This window comes from Agrobacterium sp. MS2 (assembly GCF_003261015.1).
Classification (GTDB): Bacteria; Pseudomonadota; Alphaproteobacteria; order Rhizobiales; family Rhizobiaceae; genus Agrobacterium; species Agrobacterium pusense.
In genome coordinates this window covers 123592-142022 of record NZ_QLNF01000025.1, presented here as the reverse complement: position 1 = coordinate 142022, position 18431 = coordinate 123592, and the positions used below count along the sequence as shown (strand labels likewise).

The 18431-nt window shown below is 57.8% G+C and carries 10 protein-coding genes and 2 pseudogenes; 3 read left to right on the top strand and 9 right to left on the bottom strand.

Features of this window, described 5'->3' with window-relative positions:
• Positions 1-779, bottom strand: a 779-nt coding sequence (locus DOU54_RS28000; RefSeq protein ID WP_286079894.1) for an AGE family epimerase/isomerase, incomplete at its 3' end; no start/stop codon positions are given.
• Between the two features lie 188 nt (positions 780-967).
• Between DOU54_RS28000 and DOU54_RS11410 the strand changes: the two genes are divergently transcribed.
• Positions 968-1753, top strand: a complete 786-nt coding sequence (locus DOU54_RS11410; RefSeq protein ID WP_113731320.1) for a 2-keto-4-pentenoate hydratase — start codon at positions 968-970, stop codon at positions 1751-1753.
• 79 nt (positions 1754-1832) lie between these two features.
• On the opposite strand, the gene DOU54_RS11405 is transcribed toward DOU54_RS11410, so the two are convergent.
• Complete coding sequence (locus tag DOU54_RS11405) at positions 1833-2738, bottom strand: LysR family transcriptional regulator (RefSeq protein ID WP_113731319.1); 906 nt, start codon at positions 2736-2738, stop codon at positions 1833-1835.
• A gap of 184 nt (positions 2739-2922) precedes the next feature.
• Here DOU54_RS11405 and DOU54_RS11400 point away from each other — a divergent pair, with 184 nt between their 5' ends.
• Positions 2923-3978, top strand: a complete 1056-nt coding sequence (locus DOU54_RS11400) for an aldo/keto reductase (RefSeq protein WP_113731318.1) — start codon at positions 2923-2925, stop codon at positions 3976-3978.
• A gap of 49 nt (positions 3979-4027) precedes the next feature.
• Here DOU54_RS11400 and DOU54_RS11395 read toward each other — a convergent pair whose 3' ends face one another.
• The 4 genes and pseudogenes from DOU54_RS11395 to DOU54_RS11380 form a co-directional block, all read right to left on the bottom strand.
• Positions 4028-4978 (bottom strand): bile acid:sodium symporter family protein, encoded by a 951-nt coding sequence (locus DOU54_RS11395; RefSeq protein WP_113731317.1) that lies wholly within the window; start codon positions 4976-4978, stop codon positions 4028-4030.
• A 236-nt stretch (positions 4979-5214) separates the two neighbouring features.
• Positions 5215-6839, bottom strand: a pseudogene (locus tag DOU54_RS11390) (type IV secretory system conjugative DNA transfer family protein).
• Positions 6836-7183: a mobilization protein gene (locus DOU54_RS11385; protein ID WP_146617353.1), complete on the bottom strand. Its 348-nt coding sequence runs from the start codon at positions 7181-7183 to the stop codon at positions 6836-6838. Before DOU54_RS11385 ends, DOU54_RS11390 begins: the two are co-directional and overlap by 4 nt.
• Before the next feature lie 184 nt (positions 7184-7367).
• Entirely contained in the window at positions 7368-8294 is a 927-nt protein-coding gene (locus tag DOU54_RS11380; RefSeq protein ID WP_113731316.1) for a nucleotidyltransferase and HEPN domain-containing protein, read from the bottom strand.
• Positions 8295-8715: 421 nt separating this feature from the next.
• On the opposite strand from DOU54_RS11380, the gene traA reads away from it, so the two are divergent.
• Complete coding sequence (gene traA, locus DOU54_RS11375; RefSeq protein ID WP_286079891.1) at positions 8716-11256, top strand: Ti-type conjugative transfer relaxase TraA; 2541 nt, start codon at positions 8716-8718, stop codon at positions 11254-11256.
• A 187-nt stretch (positions 11257-11443) separates the two neighbouring features.
• On the opposite strand, the pseudogene DOU54_RS28430 reads toward traA, so the two are convergent.
• The 3 genes and pseudogenes from DOU54_RS28430 to DOU54_RS11360 form a co-directional block, all read right to left on the bottom strand.
• A pseudogene (locus tag DOU54_RS28430) lies at positions 11444-11521 on the bottom strand (colicin E3/pyocin S6 family cytotoxin); the annotation flags it as partial.
• 78 nt (positions 11522-11599) lie between these two features.
• Complete coding sequence (locus tag DOU54_RS11365; protein ID WP_113731315.1) at positions 11600-11899, bottom strand: hypothetical protein; 300 nt, start codon at positions 11897-11899, stop codon at positions 11600-11602.
• A 28-nt stretch (positions 11900-11927) separates the two neighbouring features.
• Positions 11928-18395 (bottom strand): hemagglutinin repeat-containing protein, encoded by a 6468-nt coding sequence (locus tag DOU54_RS11360; protein WP_286079890.1) that lies wholly within the window; start codon positions 18393-18395, stop codon positions 11928-11930.
• Positions 18396-18431 lie beyond the last annotated feature (36 nt).

The window sequence follows — 18431 nt, the reverse complement described above, 5'->3', positions numbered from 1 at the left end:
CCCCAGCGCACCAGAAGCCAGGCCCATTCGAACTGGTGGCCCGGCTCCATGATCCGGCCCTTCTCCCCCTCGTATGGCGTCCAGTCATGGGCGAAGAATTCGCGCAGGCCGCCATTGCCGCCGTCGATGAAGCGGGAAAGTGCGAGGCCGGCAATCTCGTCCGCCAGTGCCGACCACGGGCCGTCACGATCCTGTTCTTCCCAGGCCAGCATCGCTTCGAAAAGATGCATATGCGGATTGGAGCAAAGCGGCGTGCGCGGCGGGTTCGCCTCCTCGAAGCCGGCGATGGGGTGTCTGTAGTCGCGTTCGAGAATGGCAAGGATTTCGAGCGCGCGGCTGCGCATCTCATTCCTCCGCTCGGGAAGGATCCCAGCTGTCTGCGCTGCGGCGAAAAGCGCAAAAGCCTGGTTGTAGAGATCGAAGGAGGGGTCGATCAGTTTTCCGGTCTGGTCGGCCAGGTTGCCGTAAAGGCCGTTTTCAAGGCGATAGACCTTCTCGAACCAGGACAGCCCGTGCAACACTGCGTCTTTCCAGGGGCCGTGCCAGCCATGCTGGCCGGCGGCGGCATAACAATAAGCCTGGCGCGGTTGGACGCGGGCGCGGCGGTCATCGGAAAAAACCGGTTTCGCATCCTGACCGAGACGCTCATAAAAGCCGCCATCCGGCCGGGCTGACCCCGCCTCCCACCACAATGGCAGGGCATCCTCATCCAGCCATTTGCGTAATGTTCCGATCTCCTCGGCAAGTGTCTGCGCGATACTCGGAAATTGCACGGTCATGCGGTAACTCTCTGTTGGGGTGTATCCATGGCACCCATACGACAAGAAAGACTGAAAACAAAGGCTAAAACCGTCGTTTTGGAGCAGCATCACTATCCCTCAGTCCAAGCGCGGTCATCTGCGGGAACTGCTGGCGAACAGCTACAGATCGTGCCACCATTAGCGACGCAGACCGAAGGGATCAGATAATGACGTCAATCGAAAAACTAGCACGGCGCTTCGCGGAAGCAGTTCATGAAGGCGCGAGAATTCCTCTGGCAGAGCTTGAAGCGGAGGGACTCGTTCCCGGCAGCCTTTCAGAGGTCATGGCGGTTCAGCGGGCTTTTGCTGAACACTTGGCAAAGCCCGTCGCCGGCTGGAAACTGGCGATCCGGCCAAATGGCGGGGCTGTTGGGGCACCGATTTTCGATTGTGTTAGGGTCGACGACGCCAATCTCGCTTCTTTTCCTGAAGATGGCACCGAAGGTGTCGAAGTCGAGATTTGCTTCACGCTTTCCGCCGACGTCCCTGCTTCAACCGCTGGGCTGATGACAAGGGCCGATCTGATAAGATTTATTGACAAGGTTCATCTTGGCGCTGAACTTCTCCGCTACAGGCTGGTGGAGAAAAACCACGTGCCGTTTCCGCTCTTACTGGCGGATCGCCTCGCCAACCACGGCTTCGTCATCGGCCCGGAACTAGACGAAGGCATCGTGGAGGTCTTTACCCGGAACGGTGAGAACCTGCTGCAGCTCACCGTTACAGAGGGAACGGTGTCGCTGTTCGATGCCAAGGTCAAGCATCCAAATGGTGATCCGCTTGCGCCGCTTGTCGCCTTCGCCAATTCGGCATTCAACACCGGCGACACGCTGAAGGCTGGCAATGTCGTGACGACGGGTAGCCTTTGCGGTGCGATACCAAGCGCACTTGCTTGCGACATGCGCGTAAGGCTGGAATCGGCTGGTGCCTTCACGCTCTCAGGGCCGAAACGATGAGCCTTTTCTCCTTCGGCCTTTACCGTTTTCTAGCGGCCTGAGGGTCCTGATCCCACTCGCCATTTGGGCCCAGGGAAGGTCATTTTACCCGCCCATACTCGCCGAGAAAATCGAGCAGCGCCCGGATACGTGCCGGAAGCGGTCCACGTTGGCCGACGTAGACGGCATGAAAAATCTCCGTTTCACCCGTATCGAGATGATCGAGGACCGGTATCAGACGGTCGGCGGCGATATCGTCCCGCACGGTGAAAGCGGCAAGGCGAACCAGCCCGACACCGGCAAGGGCAAGACGACGAAGACCCTCGCCATCGCTCACCTGCACGCGTCCCGTGGCCGGAATAACGACGGTCTTTCCGGCGTCTCGCAACGGCCAGCCGTCGATTGATCGGGCGTAGCCGAATCCAAGGCGGTTGTGATCTTCGAGATCGGTTATTGTCTGCGGCGTGCCATGACGCTCCAGATAATCCGGGGAGGCGGCGATGATCATTCTCGTCTCACCGAGCTTGCGAGCGACAAGCGTTGAGCTTTTTAACGGTCCCGCGCGCACCGCCACATCCGTGCGTTCCGTAAGCAGGTCGACCACCATATCCGTCTGGACGATATCAAGCGTAATGCCTGGATGGAGCGCCAGAAACCGTGGCAGGATGGGTGCAAGAATATGCGCTGCATAGGATGCGCTGGTGTTGATCCGCACGCGGCCGAGAGGCCGTTCACCTTCCCCGGCGGCGCGTTCGGCCTCTTCAATATCGGCGAGGATACGGGTGGCCCGCTCATAAAAGGCGCAGCCCTCGGGGGTGATCTGAAGCTGACGGGTGGAACGGTTGAGCAGGCGCGCACCAAGGCGGCTTTCCAGCCGTGCGATCAGCTTGCTCACGGCGGAAGGCGTCATGCTAGCCGCAGCCGCCGCGCGGGAAAAACCACCAAGCTCTATGACCCGTACGAAGATCTCCATCTCCCCTGCCCGGTTGATCTCCAATCGCGCCATGATGACTTCATCTCACAAGTGATAATAGTTTCGGCATTCTATTTCATTGAAGAGCAGGCGTCTATCTTGCGACAGCGATTGTAACACACCGCAGTCTTCATCTGTCAGATCACGAATGGACGGGCAGAAGGCCACGCCGTGACGCGCCGCCCACGACCATTTCGAAACAACAAAGGAAAGTCTCATGGAATATCGCCAGCTTGGCAAATCCGGTCTGAAAGTGCCGGTCTTGAGTTTCGGCACCGGAACCTTCGGCGGCTCCGGCCCGCTCTTCAGCAACTGGGGCAACTCAGATGCCGCAGAAGCCCGACGCCTGATCGATATTTGCATGGAGGCAGGCGTCAACCTATTCGATACCGCCGATGTCTATTCCAATGGCGCGTCTGAGGAAGTGCTCGGCGAAGCGGTGAAGGGAAGGCGCGACAGCGTTCTCATCTCAACCAAGACCAGCCTGCCGATGGGTGACGGGCCGAACGAAGCCGGCTCGTCCCGTTTCCGGCTGCTGCGCGCGGTAGATGACGCCCTGCGCCGCCTTAAGACCGACTATATCGATATCCTTCAGCTCCACGCCTACGATGCCTTCACGCCGGTTGAGGAAGTGCTCTCGACGCTCGATACGCTCGTCCGGTCGGGCAAGGTGCGATATGCCGGCGTCTCGAATTTTTCCGGCTGGCAGATCATGAAGTCGCTGGCGGTCGCCGATCGATATGGCTGGCCGCGTTATGTCGTCAACCAGGTCTATTACTCGCTTGTTGGCCGCGACTACGAGTGGGATCTGATGCCGCTCGGGGCGGATCAGGGCCTTGGCGCAATGGTGTGGAGCCCGCTTGGCTGGGGACGGCTGACCGGAAAAATCCGCCGCGGCGCACCGTTGCCTGAAGGTAGCCGCCTGCATGAAACCGCCGGCTTCGGCCCGCCGGTCAATGATGAAGAGCTCTACCGCGTGATCGATGCGCTCGACGCTGTTGCGGCAGAGACAGGCAGGACGGTGCCGCAGGTCGCCCTCAACTGGCTGCTCAGACGCCCGACTGTTTCCACGGTCATCATCGGCGCGCGCAATGAGGAACAGCTTCGCCAGAACCTCGATGCCGTGGGATGGGAGCTGACATCGGCACAGGTAGCGACGCTGGACAAGGCCAGCGGGACGACTGCTCCCTATCCGCATTTCCCGTATCAGCGCCAGGAGGGCTTTGCCCGGCTTAATCCACCTGCCGTAGCACGTCAGACTATGACGTTCTAACGCAGGGTCGGGCCGCCTGAACGACGGGCGGCCTGACAGATTGGGAGCTTCAGGCGGCTTTGTTGGCGGAGCCTGCGTCCACCCGGCCCGAAAACCAGTTCGCCAGGATTGCGCCGGATATATTGTGCCAGACGCTGAAAATGGCGCTCGGAACCGCAGCGAGAGGCGAAAAATAAGCCGTGGCAAGTGCTGCGCCAAGGCCCGAATTCTGCATGCCCACCTCGATCGCAATGGCCTTGCGCTTGGCAAGCGACAGGCCCGTTGCCTTTGCCGCGAGGTAACCGAGCAGATAGCCAAGGCCGTTATGCAGGACGACGACGGCAAAAATCATCAGCCCGGACTGGGCGATAGATGCCTTGGATCGTCCAACCACCGCCGAAACGATGAGGACAATGCCAATGACGCTGACGAGCGGCAACGCCGGTACGGCGGTCCTGACGAGGCCAGGCAGCAGCTTTTGCAGGGCGGCACCCAGCGCCAGCGGAACCAGAACGACTTTTACGATGCTGAGGAACATCGCCCAACCGTCGACGGGCAGGAACTGGCTTGCGAACAGCCAGACGAGAAATGGCGTCACCAGCGGCGCCGCGAGCGTGGTGACCGAGGTGCAGGCGACCGACAGCGCGACATCGCCCTTGGAGAGATAAGTCATGACATTGGAAGACGTGCCGCCCGGGCAGCAGCCAACCAGAATGACGCCAGCCGCGACTTCCGGCGGCATGGGAATGATCCGGGTGAGCAGAACTGCGAGCAGCGGCATGATGAGAAACTGGCCGAGCACACCGATCGTCACATCGAACGGCCTTTTGGCAACCTCTCTGAAATCATCAACCGAAAGGGTGAGGCCCATGCCGAACATGATGATTGACAGAAGCGTGACGATCCAGGGCGCGATTTGCTTGAACGTATCCGGAAAAAAGAAGCCGAGTACGGCAAACAGGATTACCCAGGTGGCAAAGGTCTTGCCCACGAAAGCCGAAACGGCTGCCAGCGTCTTCATTTACATACTCCCAACATGATTATGAAAACCCATCTAGACTCCTATGGTGCCCTGTCAAGGTCATTACCCCGTTGCTAGACCTCGCGGTCGAAAACGATCCCCCCTCCGCGATGCCACCGTCGCCACAGGACTGCAATTTGGACGAAGGCTTATCTATCCGCTTCCCGTTGCGCCGAAGAGAGCCCGAGGGCCGCGCACACGAGGTCTCAGATGCTGGCCTGCCCTTTCGTCGCGCGTTAGACCGCGTCGAACATCTCCCTGAACTCCGGATCGGCAAAATAGGCAAGCTTTTCAGCAAATATTGGTCGTTGCCCGGCCAGGAACAGCAATTGTCCTTTTGCGGGCAGTTTGCGCGCCTTGTCCGGGGTGAGTAGCGGCCGGCCGGTATGCTGCTGGCTATAGGAAATTCCGGTCTTATCGGAATCGAGCGCTCTCGCCATCGTCTGGAACACGACTGTCTCCTGTCCGAGCAAATCAGAGATGAGGCGGGCGCTGTCATGATCGTTGACGCCGAAGACCTGCAGCACGCCGGCGTTTGACAGGAAGGTTCCGCGCGATGACCGTATGTTGCGCGCAGCTGATGGATATCCTGAAGGATAGGCCAAAGCTGGACACCATAGCCCGCCATCAGACCCATAGCGCGTTCGACTGGGGCCAGATGCCCAAGGGATGTAAACTCATCGAACAAATAAAGAACCAGTGCCGCCGGCTTTGCCGGATCACGAGCCATTTCGAGCAGGCTTTGAGAGACAAGCAGGCGCAGCCAGCGCGAATAGGTCGAGAGGCGGTCGGGCGGAAGAACGATGAACACCGTCATGTTGCTGCGCTTGAGATCCGCAAACCGGAAATCCGAGCGACTGAGGATGGCCGTCATGCGTGGTGAATCGAGAAAATGCGTATGGCGCTGGGCTGCGGACAGAACGCCTGCGGCTTCGCGATCGGATTTTCCGAGGTGACGGTTTGCGGCACGCACGACAAGACCTCTTGCCGCATCGCTGTCCTGCATCCGCTTGAGCAACGCTGCAAACTGTTCCGGAGCAAGGGTGAGATACTCTCGAAGTGTTGCAAGGTGCCGGCGTCGCAAAGGCTCCGCCGCAACAATCTCGAGCAGCAATCCGGCAATCAGCACTTTTGCCTCCTCGTTCCAATGCGCCTCGCCCGCCATTCCCGGTTCGTCGAACACGAGTGCGTCGGCAAGCGCGCTGGCATCTTCCGCAACATCGAGGCTGTGGGGATCGAGCATGGCCAGGGGATTGAAAGCTGAGGAGCGTCTGCCGGTGAAAGCAAAAGGATCGAGCACCTGAACCGGCCCGAACTTCTGGCGGGCACGGCCGGTGATCCTTGCATTCTCGCCTTTTGGATCGACGCAGATCATGGGACGGTCAGCGGTCAGCAGGTTCGGGATGATCGTGCCGACGCCCTTGCCGGTACGGGTCGGCGCCATGGTGAGGAGATGGGCCGGACCATCATAGCGCAGGGGCCTGGTCGTTTTCGTATCACGACCAATCAAGAGGCCGGAGCTGGATGAGGTTAGAGCGGCTATCTCCTTGTCTGTCGCAAAGCGGGCGGAGCCATGGGTCTCATCGTCACTGTCCCCGAAATGCAAAATCAGTGGAGCGGTGATGAACCGGAAGGTGATGGCGGCGAGCGCCAGCAGGGTTAAGACACCTGGGATGATGTAGACAGGCGAGCCGTGACCGAAACCCGTTTGCTCAAGGAAATGACGGCCACCCATGCCGATCACAAACGTGACGATGATAAGGATGAAGAGAAATCCGGCGAGCTGTTTCCAGATCCGGAAGGGGATGGCAATCAAAGCCAGAAATGCCCAAATCGGATCCTGCGCGGCAGCGCGCATCATGTTCTTGAATGCGGCCCAAGCAAGTCGTATTCGGGTCGTAGAGCACCCTGCCCGCTGTCGCTACCCTCTCCCTTGTCCGTCAGTCCTTGTCCGATCAGGTCGGCAAACAGCGCCTTGTCATTGTCGCGTGTCAGAAAGCCCGGCAGTTCGCGACGCAGCCATTCACCGAGTTGTTTGCTGAACTCCTGATCATCCGAGGCTTCGAGATGATGCAGAACGAGCGAGCCGATCAGGACCTTGCGCCGCATATCGTTGTTGCGCTCGGTTTTTGAAAGCCGGGCCTTGAGCGCGGAGCGTTGCGCGTCCAGTTCAGCCAGGCGCTGTTCGATGGTTTTCCGTGCCACGATTATTCCTTTCGATTGCGGTCGCACCGGAACTGCCGCTTTGACCACGGCTTTGCTCCTGGAAGACAGACCAGTTTCTACGGGGAGATCGACATAGCGATTGTAAAAGTAGGTTGGACCCTGTGGTTGATCACGCTGCGGTGGCTGCTGCCTGAGCTCAGGATTGATCCGCCACCGGTGGCGCTCAGTCGCTGGAATTTGCGGCTTGTCCCGCGGCCTGTTTGAGCTTTTCGATGTACTCGCGGCAGAGGGTCTCAACCAGCTTGTGAAGTTCCGCCGTCCGCTCCTGAAGCCATGTCAGCGCCTCTTCGGAAACCTCGAAACGCTTCGAATAGCGTGCCTTGACGTAGGCCTCATTCAGGATGTTGTACCAGGTGGTAAATCGCTGACGGTCGCGCGGCCAGATGTCAATCAGACGGTGGTCACGACCTTCGGAAAGTCCACGCAGGAATTTGAGATTGTGCGACGCGGGCGAATAGTTTGTCAGTGTCAGCAGGTAGCAGTTGTAAGCGGTCTCGACTGCCTGATGAAGATTGAAAGCCGCGTGATTTCGCTGATCATGGGTGATAGAATATAGAGCGAGTTCATGAAAGAATTTGGCGCTATTAAGTTGGGTACTGAAATGCTCCTCAGCCACCCTGAGTGCATCGGAAGGGCTGAGCGGTTTCGCTTCAGCCAGCGGCCTGTCGTCGAATTCGTAAAGAACAACACCTTCGCGGGCGAGGTCGACGAAGAAGTACTGGCCATCATGTAAAAAATTGCTGATCTCGCGAGCGCCATGGACAATCAGGCTCACGGGTGTCTCGATCTCCTTGTCCCACATCAGCCGGTCTGTTGTCTTGTCCCAGTATTTGGGATCGGCCAGCTCCTTGTTGCTGACGATGACAAGAATATCAAAATCCGAGCGGTAGCCTTTCGACGTATGCGGTTCATCAACCCAGTTGCCGCGCGCGTAAGAACCGAACAGGATGATTTTGAATATCCGTCCATCCTTCTTGGCGTCAGACTTCGAGCGCTCGACCAGATCAGCAAACTCTTCCTGGATAATCCCGACGACGCGCGCAAGCTCGCGTTGCTTTCGTTCCGGCAAATGTTCAAGGCTGGTCTTCATGTCTGCTCCGCTTCTGGACGGTATCCTGTATGGTCCATTGTAAACTTCTTTGAAACTCCGATTTTTGGCAGCCGCCAACCGAATGCCTGTATCCCGCTAGGGCAATCTTCCGGCGCGTTGTCTGCGCCCGCTCTGTTTGTCGAGCCGCGCCTGCAATATCTCCTTCCACTCGTCCGGCTCCCTTTGGCGCCTATCCCTCCTCCGTCGTGCGATCAACCTGCGCCTATCGCCCTCCCCTGATTGACGCGTTTGTGTCCCTATTCAAACACGAGCAATTGCCACTTGGCGACTACTACTTTTAGTAGTCGAAATGCCTGTTCGATGTTGCTAGCGTCGCCACCGGTAAACAGACAAGGGCGCACTTACGACTTGCACCGCAGTTGAGCGCTGAATTTCCCCGTTTGCGGATCGGAGATTTCGGTTGGCGATTTATCATCTCAGCACCAAACGTGTCTCGCGCTCATACGGCCGCAGTGCCGTCGCTTCTGCCGCCTACCGTTGCGCGGTTCTCCTCACCAATCACCGCGATGGTCTCGTGCATGATTTTACCCGGAAAGAAGGAGTGGAGCACATCGAGATCGTGCTGCCGGACGGTCTTTCTGCCGATTGGGCTCTGGATCGTTCGGCATTGTGGAATGCTGCCGAGTTTGCAGAAAAGCGCAGGGATGCCCGCGTCGCCCGCGAATTCGAAATCGCGCTTCCACATGAGCTGTCTCCAGAAGGGCGGCTGAAGGCTGCACGCGCCTTTGCCCGGGATCTGACAAACCGCTATGGCGCGGCTGTGGATTTTGCCATCCATTCGCCGGGCGAGCATGGTGATATCAGGAACCACCATGCGCATGTGCTGATGACGACGCGACAGCTTGGCAGAACCCGTCTTGGGGAGAAAACTCATCTCGAGCACAAGAACGCACGGCTGCTGGCAAATGGCATGGCGACGACCGACATGCAGCTGCGCGATATCCGGCAGGCATGGGAAGGCATCGCCAACCGCCAGCTTCAACGCGAAGGCATGGACGTTCGCATCGATCATCGGTCGCATGTGGAGCGCGGTCTTGAACTGTCGCCAACCGAACATATGGGCGTGCATGCCTCGCAGATGCAGCAGCAAGGAATGACCGTCGAGCGCGGGAGGCTGGATGACGAGGCGGCACGGCAGAATGCAGCGCTGATCCGCCAAAAACCGGAACAGGTTCTGACGCTGATCAGCAACGAGAAGAGCGTGTTCGATCGGCACGACATTGCCAAAACCTTGCATCGCTATATCGACGATGACGCCCAAACGTTCCGGAACGTCTTTGCCGCTGTGATGGCGTCGCCGGCACTGGTGGAACTCCAGGCTGAGCACATCGATCCGGACGCAGGTGAGGTTTCCAGCGCGCGCTATTCGACTCGGGAGATGATCGATCTGGAAGTTGGCATGGCGCGATCGGCGAACCGGTTTCATCAGGCGCAGTCCCACGGTGTCGATCCGCGCCATGTAGAGCGCGCGAAGGAGAAGCAGGATCGCTCTCTTCAGAAAAGCCCTGGCGGACCGTCGGCTGCGAGCGATCCGTCTGCGGGATTGTCGGATGAACTGCGTCAGGCGATCGAGCATATTACCGGGCGAGAACGCATTGCGGCCGTGGTCGGGTTTGCCGGTGCCGGAAAGTCCACCATGCTCGCAGCGGCTCGTGAGGCCTGGGAGGCTCAAGGTTATCAGGTCCATGGTGCGGCATTAGCCGGAAAGGCAGCCGAGGGGCTTGAGGAAAGTTCCGGTATCGAGAGCCGCACGCTTGCGTCATGGTCATACAGCTGGGACCATGGCCGGGATCTGATCGGCAGCAGCGACGTGTTCGTCATCGACGAGGCCGGCATGGTCGGCAGCCGGCAGCTTGCCCGCTTCATCGGCGAGGCTGAAGAGCGCGGCGCGAAGATTGTTCTTGTTGGCGACCATGAGCAGCTGCAGGCGGTCGGGGCCGGTGCCCCCTTCAGGGCGATTGCCGAGCAGATCGGCCATGTCGAGCTTTCCGGCATTCGCCGCCAGCGCCATGATTGGCAGAGGCAAGCATCGGTTGCCTTTGCGACCCACAAGACGGCCGAGGGCCTTGCCGCCTACCGCGATCACGGCGACATCCATTTTGCGGAAAGCCGCGAGGCGGCGATGGCAGAGATCGTGCGTGATTATGTTGCCGATCATGAGAAGCGTGCCGATGGCACCCGGGTTGCAATGGCGCATCGCCGTGCCGATGTGCGCGCCCTCAATGCCGCCATCCGTTCCGAGCTTCAGAACCGACAAAGGCTGGAGCGCAGCCACGGGCAGAACGCCGGTGCGGACCGTGGGGGTGTCGGGGATCTTGGAGAACTCAACTTCCAGACCAGTAACGGCAAACGCGCCTTCGCCGCCGGCGACAGGATCATCTTCCTCGAAAACAACCGCGACCTCGCTGTGAAAAACGGCATGCTTGGCACGGTCGAGCATGTCGAAAAGGGCAAGATCATCGCCCGGCTCGATGGCCGGGGTGGCGACAGTGTCAGCATTCTGACGAACACCTACCAGGCAATCGACCACGGTTATGCGACGACGATCCATAAAAACCAGGGGGCGACGGTGGATCGCGCCTTCGTGCTGGCGTCCGGCACCATGGACCGGCATCTGACCTATGTCGCCATGACCAGGCATCGCTACAGCGTGCAGCTCTATGCCGACAGCCAGGAGTTCAGCAATACAGGCCGGCTGGTCGATCACGGCGCGGCTCCCTATGAACACAATCCGCAGTCACGCGAGAGCTATTTTGTGACGCTGGAGAATGACTGGGGCGAACAGCGAACGTTGTGGGGCGTCGATCTCAAGCGGGCCATGCAGGAGGCATCGCCAAAGATCGGGGACAGGATCGGACTACAGCATGAAGGCGCCACGCCTGTCACGCTTCCGGACGGTACAAAGGCGGAGCGCAATGCATGGCGTGTCGTCAAGGGGTGATGAACTACAGAGAGCAATACATTGATTGCTTTATCGATCTTATATGAATTATACATCAGTGGATCACTATCGCTCACCGAGAAAATACGCATAGTAGTTTGAGAACCACTCTTTTCGACCTATACTTGATTCACAAACGGTGATCCATCTCTTTCAAAGATTTCTATTACAAAGATCGTTCTTATTATTAACCCTTCGCAGTGGTTCGCTCAGGTTTCCCAGTATTCGTTTGCTCGCCGGTTTTGGGATCAAATTCTCCAAGATGCTTCTTTCCAGGCCAAACATGTCGACCGGAATGTGCTCTGTGTAACGGGTTGTAACGATTCTCTGAGAATGAACGGGGTTAATCGTGGGGAGGGTCAGCGATAAGTTCTTCTATTGTAACGTTTTTTAGTCGTTTCAAGGCCTCAAGGCAGTCGGTCCGCACTTCAGGGTTCTCTTCAACCGCCCTTCCATACCAATATTTTGCGGCATGCAAATCTCCCATCGCCTCGTAAGATTGACCGAGCATTTTACCTAAGTAACCTCCATCAAGTGACTGGTCACCGTCAGCCATGTAAAGAAAGATTTTAACTGCATCATGTGGCCTATCTAGCTTAAGAAAGCTCTTTGCTTTTTTTTCTAGTACATTGAAATCGTACATTATTTTCACTTTCTTTGTTTGTGAATTTTTACCTCAGGTTGATATGCTCGTTCCCCCAAGGGCCTTCCAAATTAATATGTGGTCCCTGCCCCCTCAAATATTGTCCTGGCGCGAGATCAAAACGCAAAATCATGCCGTTCGGAAAGATAAACTGCGTAGCTCCTTTAGGAGTGACGACCAGACGAGGAACTCCACCACCCAAGACCTCCAACCGAGAAGACAGGTCAGCAACTTGTACGGTGTCGTGCGGATTCTCTGCATCTTCTTGGCGATTTTGTGAGGCTAGACGGGATAAGCGCGTCACGATCTGCGGATCGTTCATCGCATAACCCACTGACTTCACTATTTGTCCCGCTTGTTCTGGATCCATTTGCCCTTTAGCAGCCATTTCCTGGAAGCTATTCGCAACAATTTCACTTAACGTTTTTCCGGCATTCCGAGCGATCCGAACGGTATTGCTCGAAAGGTAAATTGCGCCGTCGATATGTTTATCTTTTGTAATTTCGTATGCTTTGTCGGGATCACGATTGAGTTCGTCAAGCGGCCGCGTCGAACTGTTATCCCGCTCGAGAGCAGCCTGCTGCTCCTGGTCACGAATGACAATATCGCCTGGTCCGACGGTGGCACGTACCGTCTGGCGAGTGTCGTCGAATTGGTAGGAGCCTTCCAACGTATGATTGGCGGTGGCGTTGCCCGCCGCGTCCTTTCCACTGGAAAGATCGATACCAAGATCGACACTGAAACCTTCGTAACCCTTCTGGCCTTCAAAGTTGTCGTGGGTCAATGTGCCCGTATCGAGTATGAGGTCACCGGTTGCAGAGATGATCTTTCCGGCACCCAGATGGGTATTGCCGCCGACGGTGACGTCCATCGCTCCATTGGAAACGAGGCCGGACTGCTCAGTGATCCAGTTCGTTTCTCCAGAACCGCTGCCACCGCCAACTTGCACGCCGGACAGAAGCTGGCCTCCGCCGAGGCTGAAGCCGGCCGAGGCGAAGTGGTTGGAGTTTGTACCGGTATCTGGCACGGACAGGATCGTGAGATTACCACCGACATTGGCAATGACCGTGTCCCCGGAGACCACCGCACCCGCGAGACGCGTATCGTTTCCTGACTTCAGAGTTATGTCACCGGTTCCGCTGACATGACTATTGACCTGAGTTGTCCCATCGGCGTTGGACTTGCCGACCGACGCATTGGCCCCGCCCGTCAATCCGGCGCTGACACCGTTGATGCCGACGCCAGCGGAAACACCGAAGTTTGCACCGCCTGACATGCTGCTCGTCGATGAGCTGTTGGTCGCCTGGGCGCTTTCGAGAATGATATCCTTGCCGGCCTTGAGCGTAATATCACCGGCTTTTTCATTGTCGGAGATCACGATCTGTCCTTCTGAACCGTAACCTGCAGCGATTTGTGCGCCATGGCTCGTCAAATCTCCGGAGACGGCCTCAATCGTTACCGACTGCGCTGCGCGTATCTCGGTCGGAACCGGGACAGAGGATTGCGCGGTTTCCCTTTCTTTCTGGTAGCTGAATCCCACGGTCAGCGACGCCGAGACAAGGTTGCCGCCCTTGGCAATCTTATCAAGCGCATCATAGGCTTTCAGCGAGGCAAAGGCGGCATTGGCGGCAGAATAGCCATCATTGATGGTCGTAAGCTTCTGTGCTGCGCCGCTTACGCTGGTAGCCGCGTTCACCACCGAGGTCGCCACCGACAGACTTACGCCCGCGAAAAACTCCTCATGCAGGCTTTCGTAGTTGGACTTGTCCTGCGCGGAAAGCAGATTGACGTTGCGCTCCGCAAGGATGGCGACATCGCGGTCTGCCGATAGCTGAGCGGCCTGCAGGTTGGCGTCTCGGCCAGCGGATATGATTAGGTCACGACCGGCAAACAGGATGGATCTGGCGTTAATTTCTGATGACTGACTGGTCCGATCGACCGACTTGCCGTAGCCGATACCGATCGATGCGCTGCCGTTGCCAGATTTCACCTGAATACCGAAGCCCGAGCGTTTTTCCTTCTCCTGCGATGAGGCACTCTCTGCTCCAGGAGTGATATTGACGTCGCGGGCTGCATCAAGCGTTATATCCTGACCGGCTGCGATAGAGGAGCCGATCACATTGACGTCGTTTTCGCGCGCCGTAAGAGTGACATCGGTTCCAGCGCTCAGCCCGGAGCCAACGTTAAGACTGGACGACTGACTCTTTTCTTTCTGTTCCTTGCCCCAGAGTGAAAGGAAGCCGCCGCCGGAACCGGCAAACAGGCCAGATTTCTTGCTGCTGCTCTCCAGCGCGTGCTGTTCCTCGGCCCCGATGATGGCGACGCTGTCGCCCGTGACGCTGATCGCATCGCCTGCCGTTATGTTCGAGCCGGCGATGACAGCGTCGCCGCCAGCATCCAGCTTGATGTTGCCGGATGCGGAAAGCTCGGAGCTGACTGTGGCTTCGTCGTAGTTGTACTGCGTCGAGCTCTTTTTCGAGAGAAAGCCCTTGGATGAGGAGCTCTGCTCGAACTCCGCCGTATTCTTGCCCGACGCGATCAGCAGATCGCCGCCCGCGCTGACATTGATATCGGCTTTGTCGGTCTCGTCGCCGGCAGTCACCTTCGAGGCGGAGACGACGGTATCTCCACCTGAGATGATGGATACACCCTTCCCGCCACTGACCGATGATCCGACGACGGTCTGCATTTCCGTGTGGCTCGTCGTCTGTTTGCTTCCGCCGAACAGACCGCCCTTTTTCCTGTAGGTGTAATCTATCGTGGTGGTGTCGATGGCCTCAGCGATTGTCACATCGCCGGTCGCTTTCAGACCGACCGTTCCATCGGCAGCAATGTTGCTGCCGATGACGTTGAGGTTGCCACCTGCATTGGCTGAGACCGACCCGCCCGCGGTGATCTCGGAACCCTGGCTGGCGGTTCTCACAACCGTCGTAAAACTCCGCTTGTCGCGCAAAGTGCTGGTCGTTGACCGTTCGGTGACGGAGATATTGATGTCTCCATTCGACGTCAGGCCGAGATTGCCGCCGGCCGTCACTTTCGCATTGGCGAGCAGAATGTTCTCGTTACCCTTCAGCGAGGCATTGCCACCCGCCGTGAAGGTGCCGCCGATTGCCGCGATCGACGAACCAGAAACGCTAAGATCGCCGGTCGATGCCACCATCCCTGATGTTGCAAGCAGGCCGGTATCGATCGTCACCTGATTGCCCGCGATCAGCGCGCCCGCAGAATTCAATCTTTCCCTGTCATTGGCGGCGAGATGTAGTACCGGCGCAAGAACGGTCGTACCGTTCACCGTCTGCCACTCATATACGACGACGGATTCGGTGAGGCTGGCGATCTCCTCGGCCGTAAGCGGTTCGCCGAGCGGGCGCTGCTGCGCTCCCAGATAGGCGGCTCCGTTGTCGAGCAATTGCTTTATCTGAGCGATCGAATCCTGCCCGGTGAAGCCGGAACCCGTCGCCAGTTTGAGCTGCTGCTCAATATATTGGTTCTCGAAATAGGCGTCCCCAAGGAACTGGATCTGCCGGTCCGGCTGGTAGCCGATGCGGCCAAGGAAATAGCTCGATCCGTAGAATTTCGAGACATCGAGGAAGGCGGCACGCGTTTCATAGAGGAACGTCTGACCGGGAATGGTGCCGCCAAAGCCGCCGGACTGGGGGCCTGCAACGGAGCCAATAGTGAACAGCGCACCGCTTGCGGTCATGCCAGCGAGCAATCCGGTCGGATCGCTCGAAGGCGCAGGCGCTACTACGCTGACATGATCTGCGATCGTACCTGCTGCGGCGGTATTGTTAACGGTACCAAAACCGGTAATACCCAGCGCTCCGCCAGAGCGGATCGCCGCGGGAACACCGCCGATCGCCTCGACGCTTTCTACACTCCGTCCTGGCCCGATATCCTTTGACGCATCGCGCGTTCCAAAGGGACTGGGGCCAGGCATGGCGACCTGCCATGAACCTTCCCAACCACCTGTATCGCCGCTTGTTTTCGATTCCTGCCACTCATAGATGACGTCAGGATAATATAGGCAGCCACCTTGTTGGTTGCAATTGAGCGAAGTGGTACGCTGCAATTGCAAACCGAGATTGTTAAGAGTGCCGGAGCCAACAAGTGTCATGCCGGAGCCGGCTTCGATGTTGCTATAGGCATTGGTAAGATCGACGGTATCGACAAAAAGCGTATTGCCCGCCTTGATTGTCGCTGCGGGGCTACCAGCCGATGTAAGACGGTCTTCAGTCACATCACGATAGACATGGCGAATGGGCGCACCAATAACGAACTGCTTGCCAGCAAAAGAGACGGGAGATGAACAATCTCCACATTCGCGTGCATAATAGGTGTCATAAGCCGACACGAGTGCGTTTGAGATTTGCTGGCTCGTATAGGTGGGAGCCACGCTTTTCTCGTTACGCAGATTTGCCGTCAGGATCGAGATATTGCGACTAGCGGAAATTAGACCTGAACTGTTGACCGTAGCAGCATTGCGCGCGCCAGAAGCACTTCCAGCAATTGTGAGGTCACGACCTGCGACAATCGCCCCCTGATCATTAGCCAGCACGCCGCCCACGAAAAGTGCCGCGTCGTTACCGGCATAGATGAGCCCCGTGGCGGTGTTGGTCAGGTTGCCGGCGATATTGAGGGCAAGATCATTGCCAGCAGCCAGCTGACCGGAGTTGGCAAGTTGCGAAAGCGACAGCGTCAGATCATGGGCCGCAAGAATATTGGTGGCGTCATTCGCAGTGAGGCTACCCGCTTGGATCGCGATGTCACCTGACCCCTGAACGGAACGAGCTGTGCTGCTCGCGGTGACAGCATTGAGCCGCGCACCGGTCAGATCTGTCGTTCCAGATGAGGTGAGATCAATGCCACCTGACGTCAGCGTGCTGTTGGTGAGATTGATATTATTGGCATTGATGTAGAGCGTGCCGGATGTGGCAAGTCTGCTCCTATTATTTGAAAGATCGGCATTTTGCTGCCTGATCCTGATGTCGCCCCCTGCTGCCGTGCGTTTATCGAAGCTGATGACACCACCTGTCGAAGACAGCAAAACGTCTCCGTTTGCCTCCAGACTGTCATAGCGGATGTCACTGCCAGCCGAAGCCTGCAAATTCCCTTCTGCAAGCACGAGCCCGGAAATCCCCAGATCAAGGCCGGAGAGCAGAGCCAAATCGCCTTTCGAAAGCAGCGAGCCCGCTGTGATCGCTCCTGAGGCCGCCGTAAGTGACATCGCCGCGCCAGACTGGGCCGTGCCCCTGATGGCAATGGAGCCAGCCCCCGACCATAGCGAAACAGGTCCGGCAGCCGACGCGTCGGCCAAGGCAATACGCCCGTCTGCCAGAAGGTTGAGTGCGCCACTCGCCCCGAGAGTACCGGCGACATCGATGAAGCCTGCTCCGCCATTGATCAGGATATCCTCTTCTGCACCGATAGAAGCGACCCTGACGTCCTTCCCCGCCTTGACCGACACTGATTTTTTCGAGGTCAGACGACCGGCCGAAACACTCCCCTTCGAAGAGATGCTGACGCCGTTATTGCCAGAGGTATTGCCGATCGAAATTTTACCGTCTGCCGACAGCGAAAGCTCCCCGGCATTGGCCGCCATGTCGCCGCGCATGCGAACGCCGGCACCTTTTTCCGTGACAACCATCTTGATGCGGCCGGCCTGCATGGCCCCGAGTGCTGAACCATCGATTGCGTATTCAGGTGTTCCGGAGGTGGCATCGAGCGCTGTTGCCTCCCCGGTGGCATAATCGAACTTGCTCTTGCCGGCGGTCAGGCGCAAATCCTCACCGTAGATCGTTCCGTCGATCTGGATGGTACGGGACACGACATCGAACAGACTGACTGCACCATCACCAAGCGCAAAATTCCCACCCCCAGGGCCGAAAGTGACATCCCCTGCGTTGACCGTGAATCCATTGAGACGTCCATCGCTGCCGATGTCAGGCACACCTGTCGTCAGCGTGGCTCGTGGCGTGTTGATGAAACCGCAGCCGTCGCAGGTGATCCCGTTCGGATTGGCAATGATGACATCGGCCCTGCCACCGAACACTTCGGTCGGACCGAGAAGCGAACTGCGGTTTTGCGACGTGACCTCATTGAGGATGACGGACGCAGGGCCTTTACCTTGCAGATTTGGATTGCCGGGTGTCACGCCACCCAGTTTCGAGGTGCCCACCTCACCATTGAAGTTGTTGAGAATGACCCCCGGTGTGCCGACGTTGAAATTGTTGTATTTGTTGTGCGACAGACCTTGGCTGTTGGGTCCGACGATATCAATGAGCGGCACTCCGTTCGGAGCAGCCCCTATCCCGGGGCGATTTGCAAAAGATCCTCCAACTTCCGGCGATATGTCCTGTGCGTGAAGAAGCGCTGGCTGAAGCAGGAGCGTAAAACTGACAACGGTGGCAATGATTTTTTGAGCCAGCGTCCCGGCACCAGCGAACAACGCGAGGTCGATTGTCTTGCGTGGAAGACGCTTAAACTGTGATGTCATTGTTGCTCGCCTCTCGTGGCAGACGGAATTTGGGGC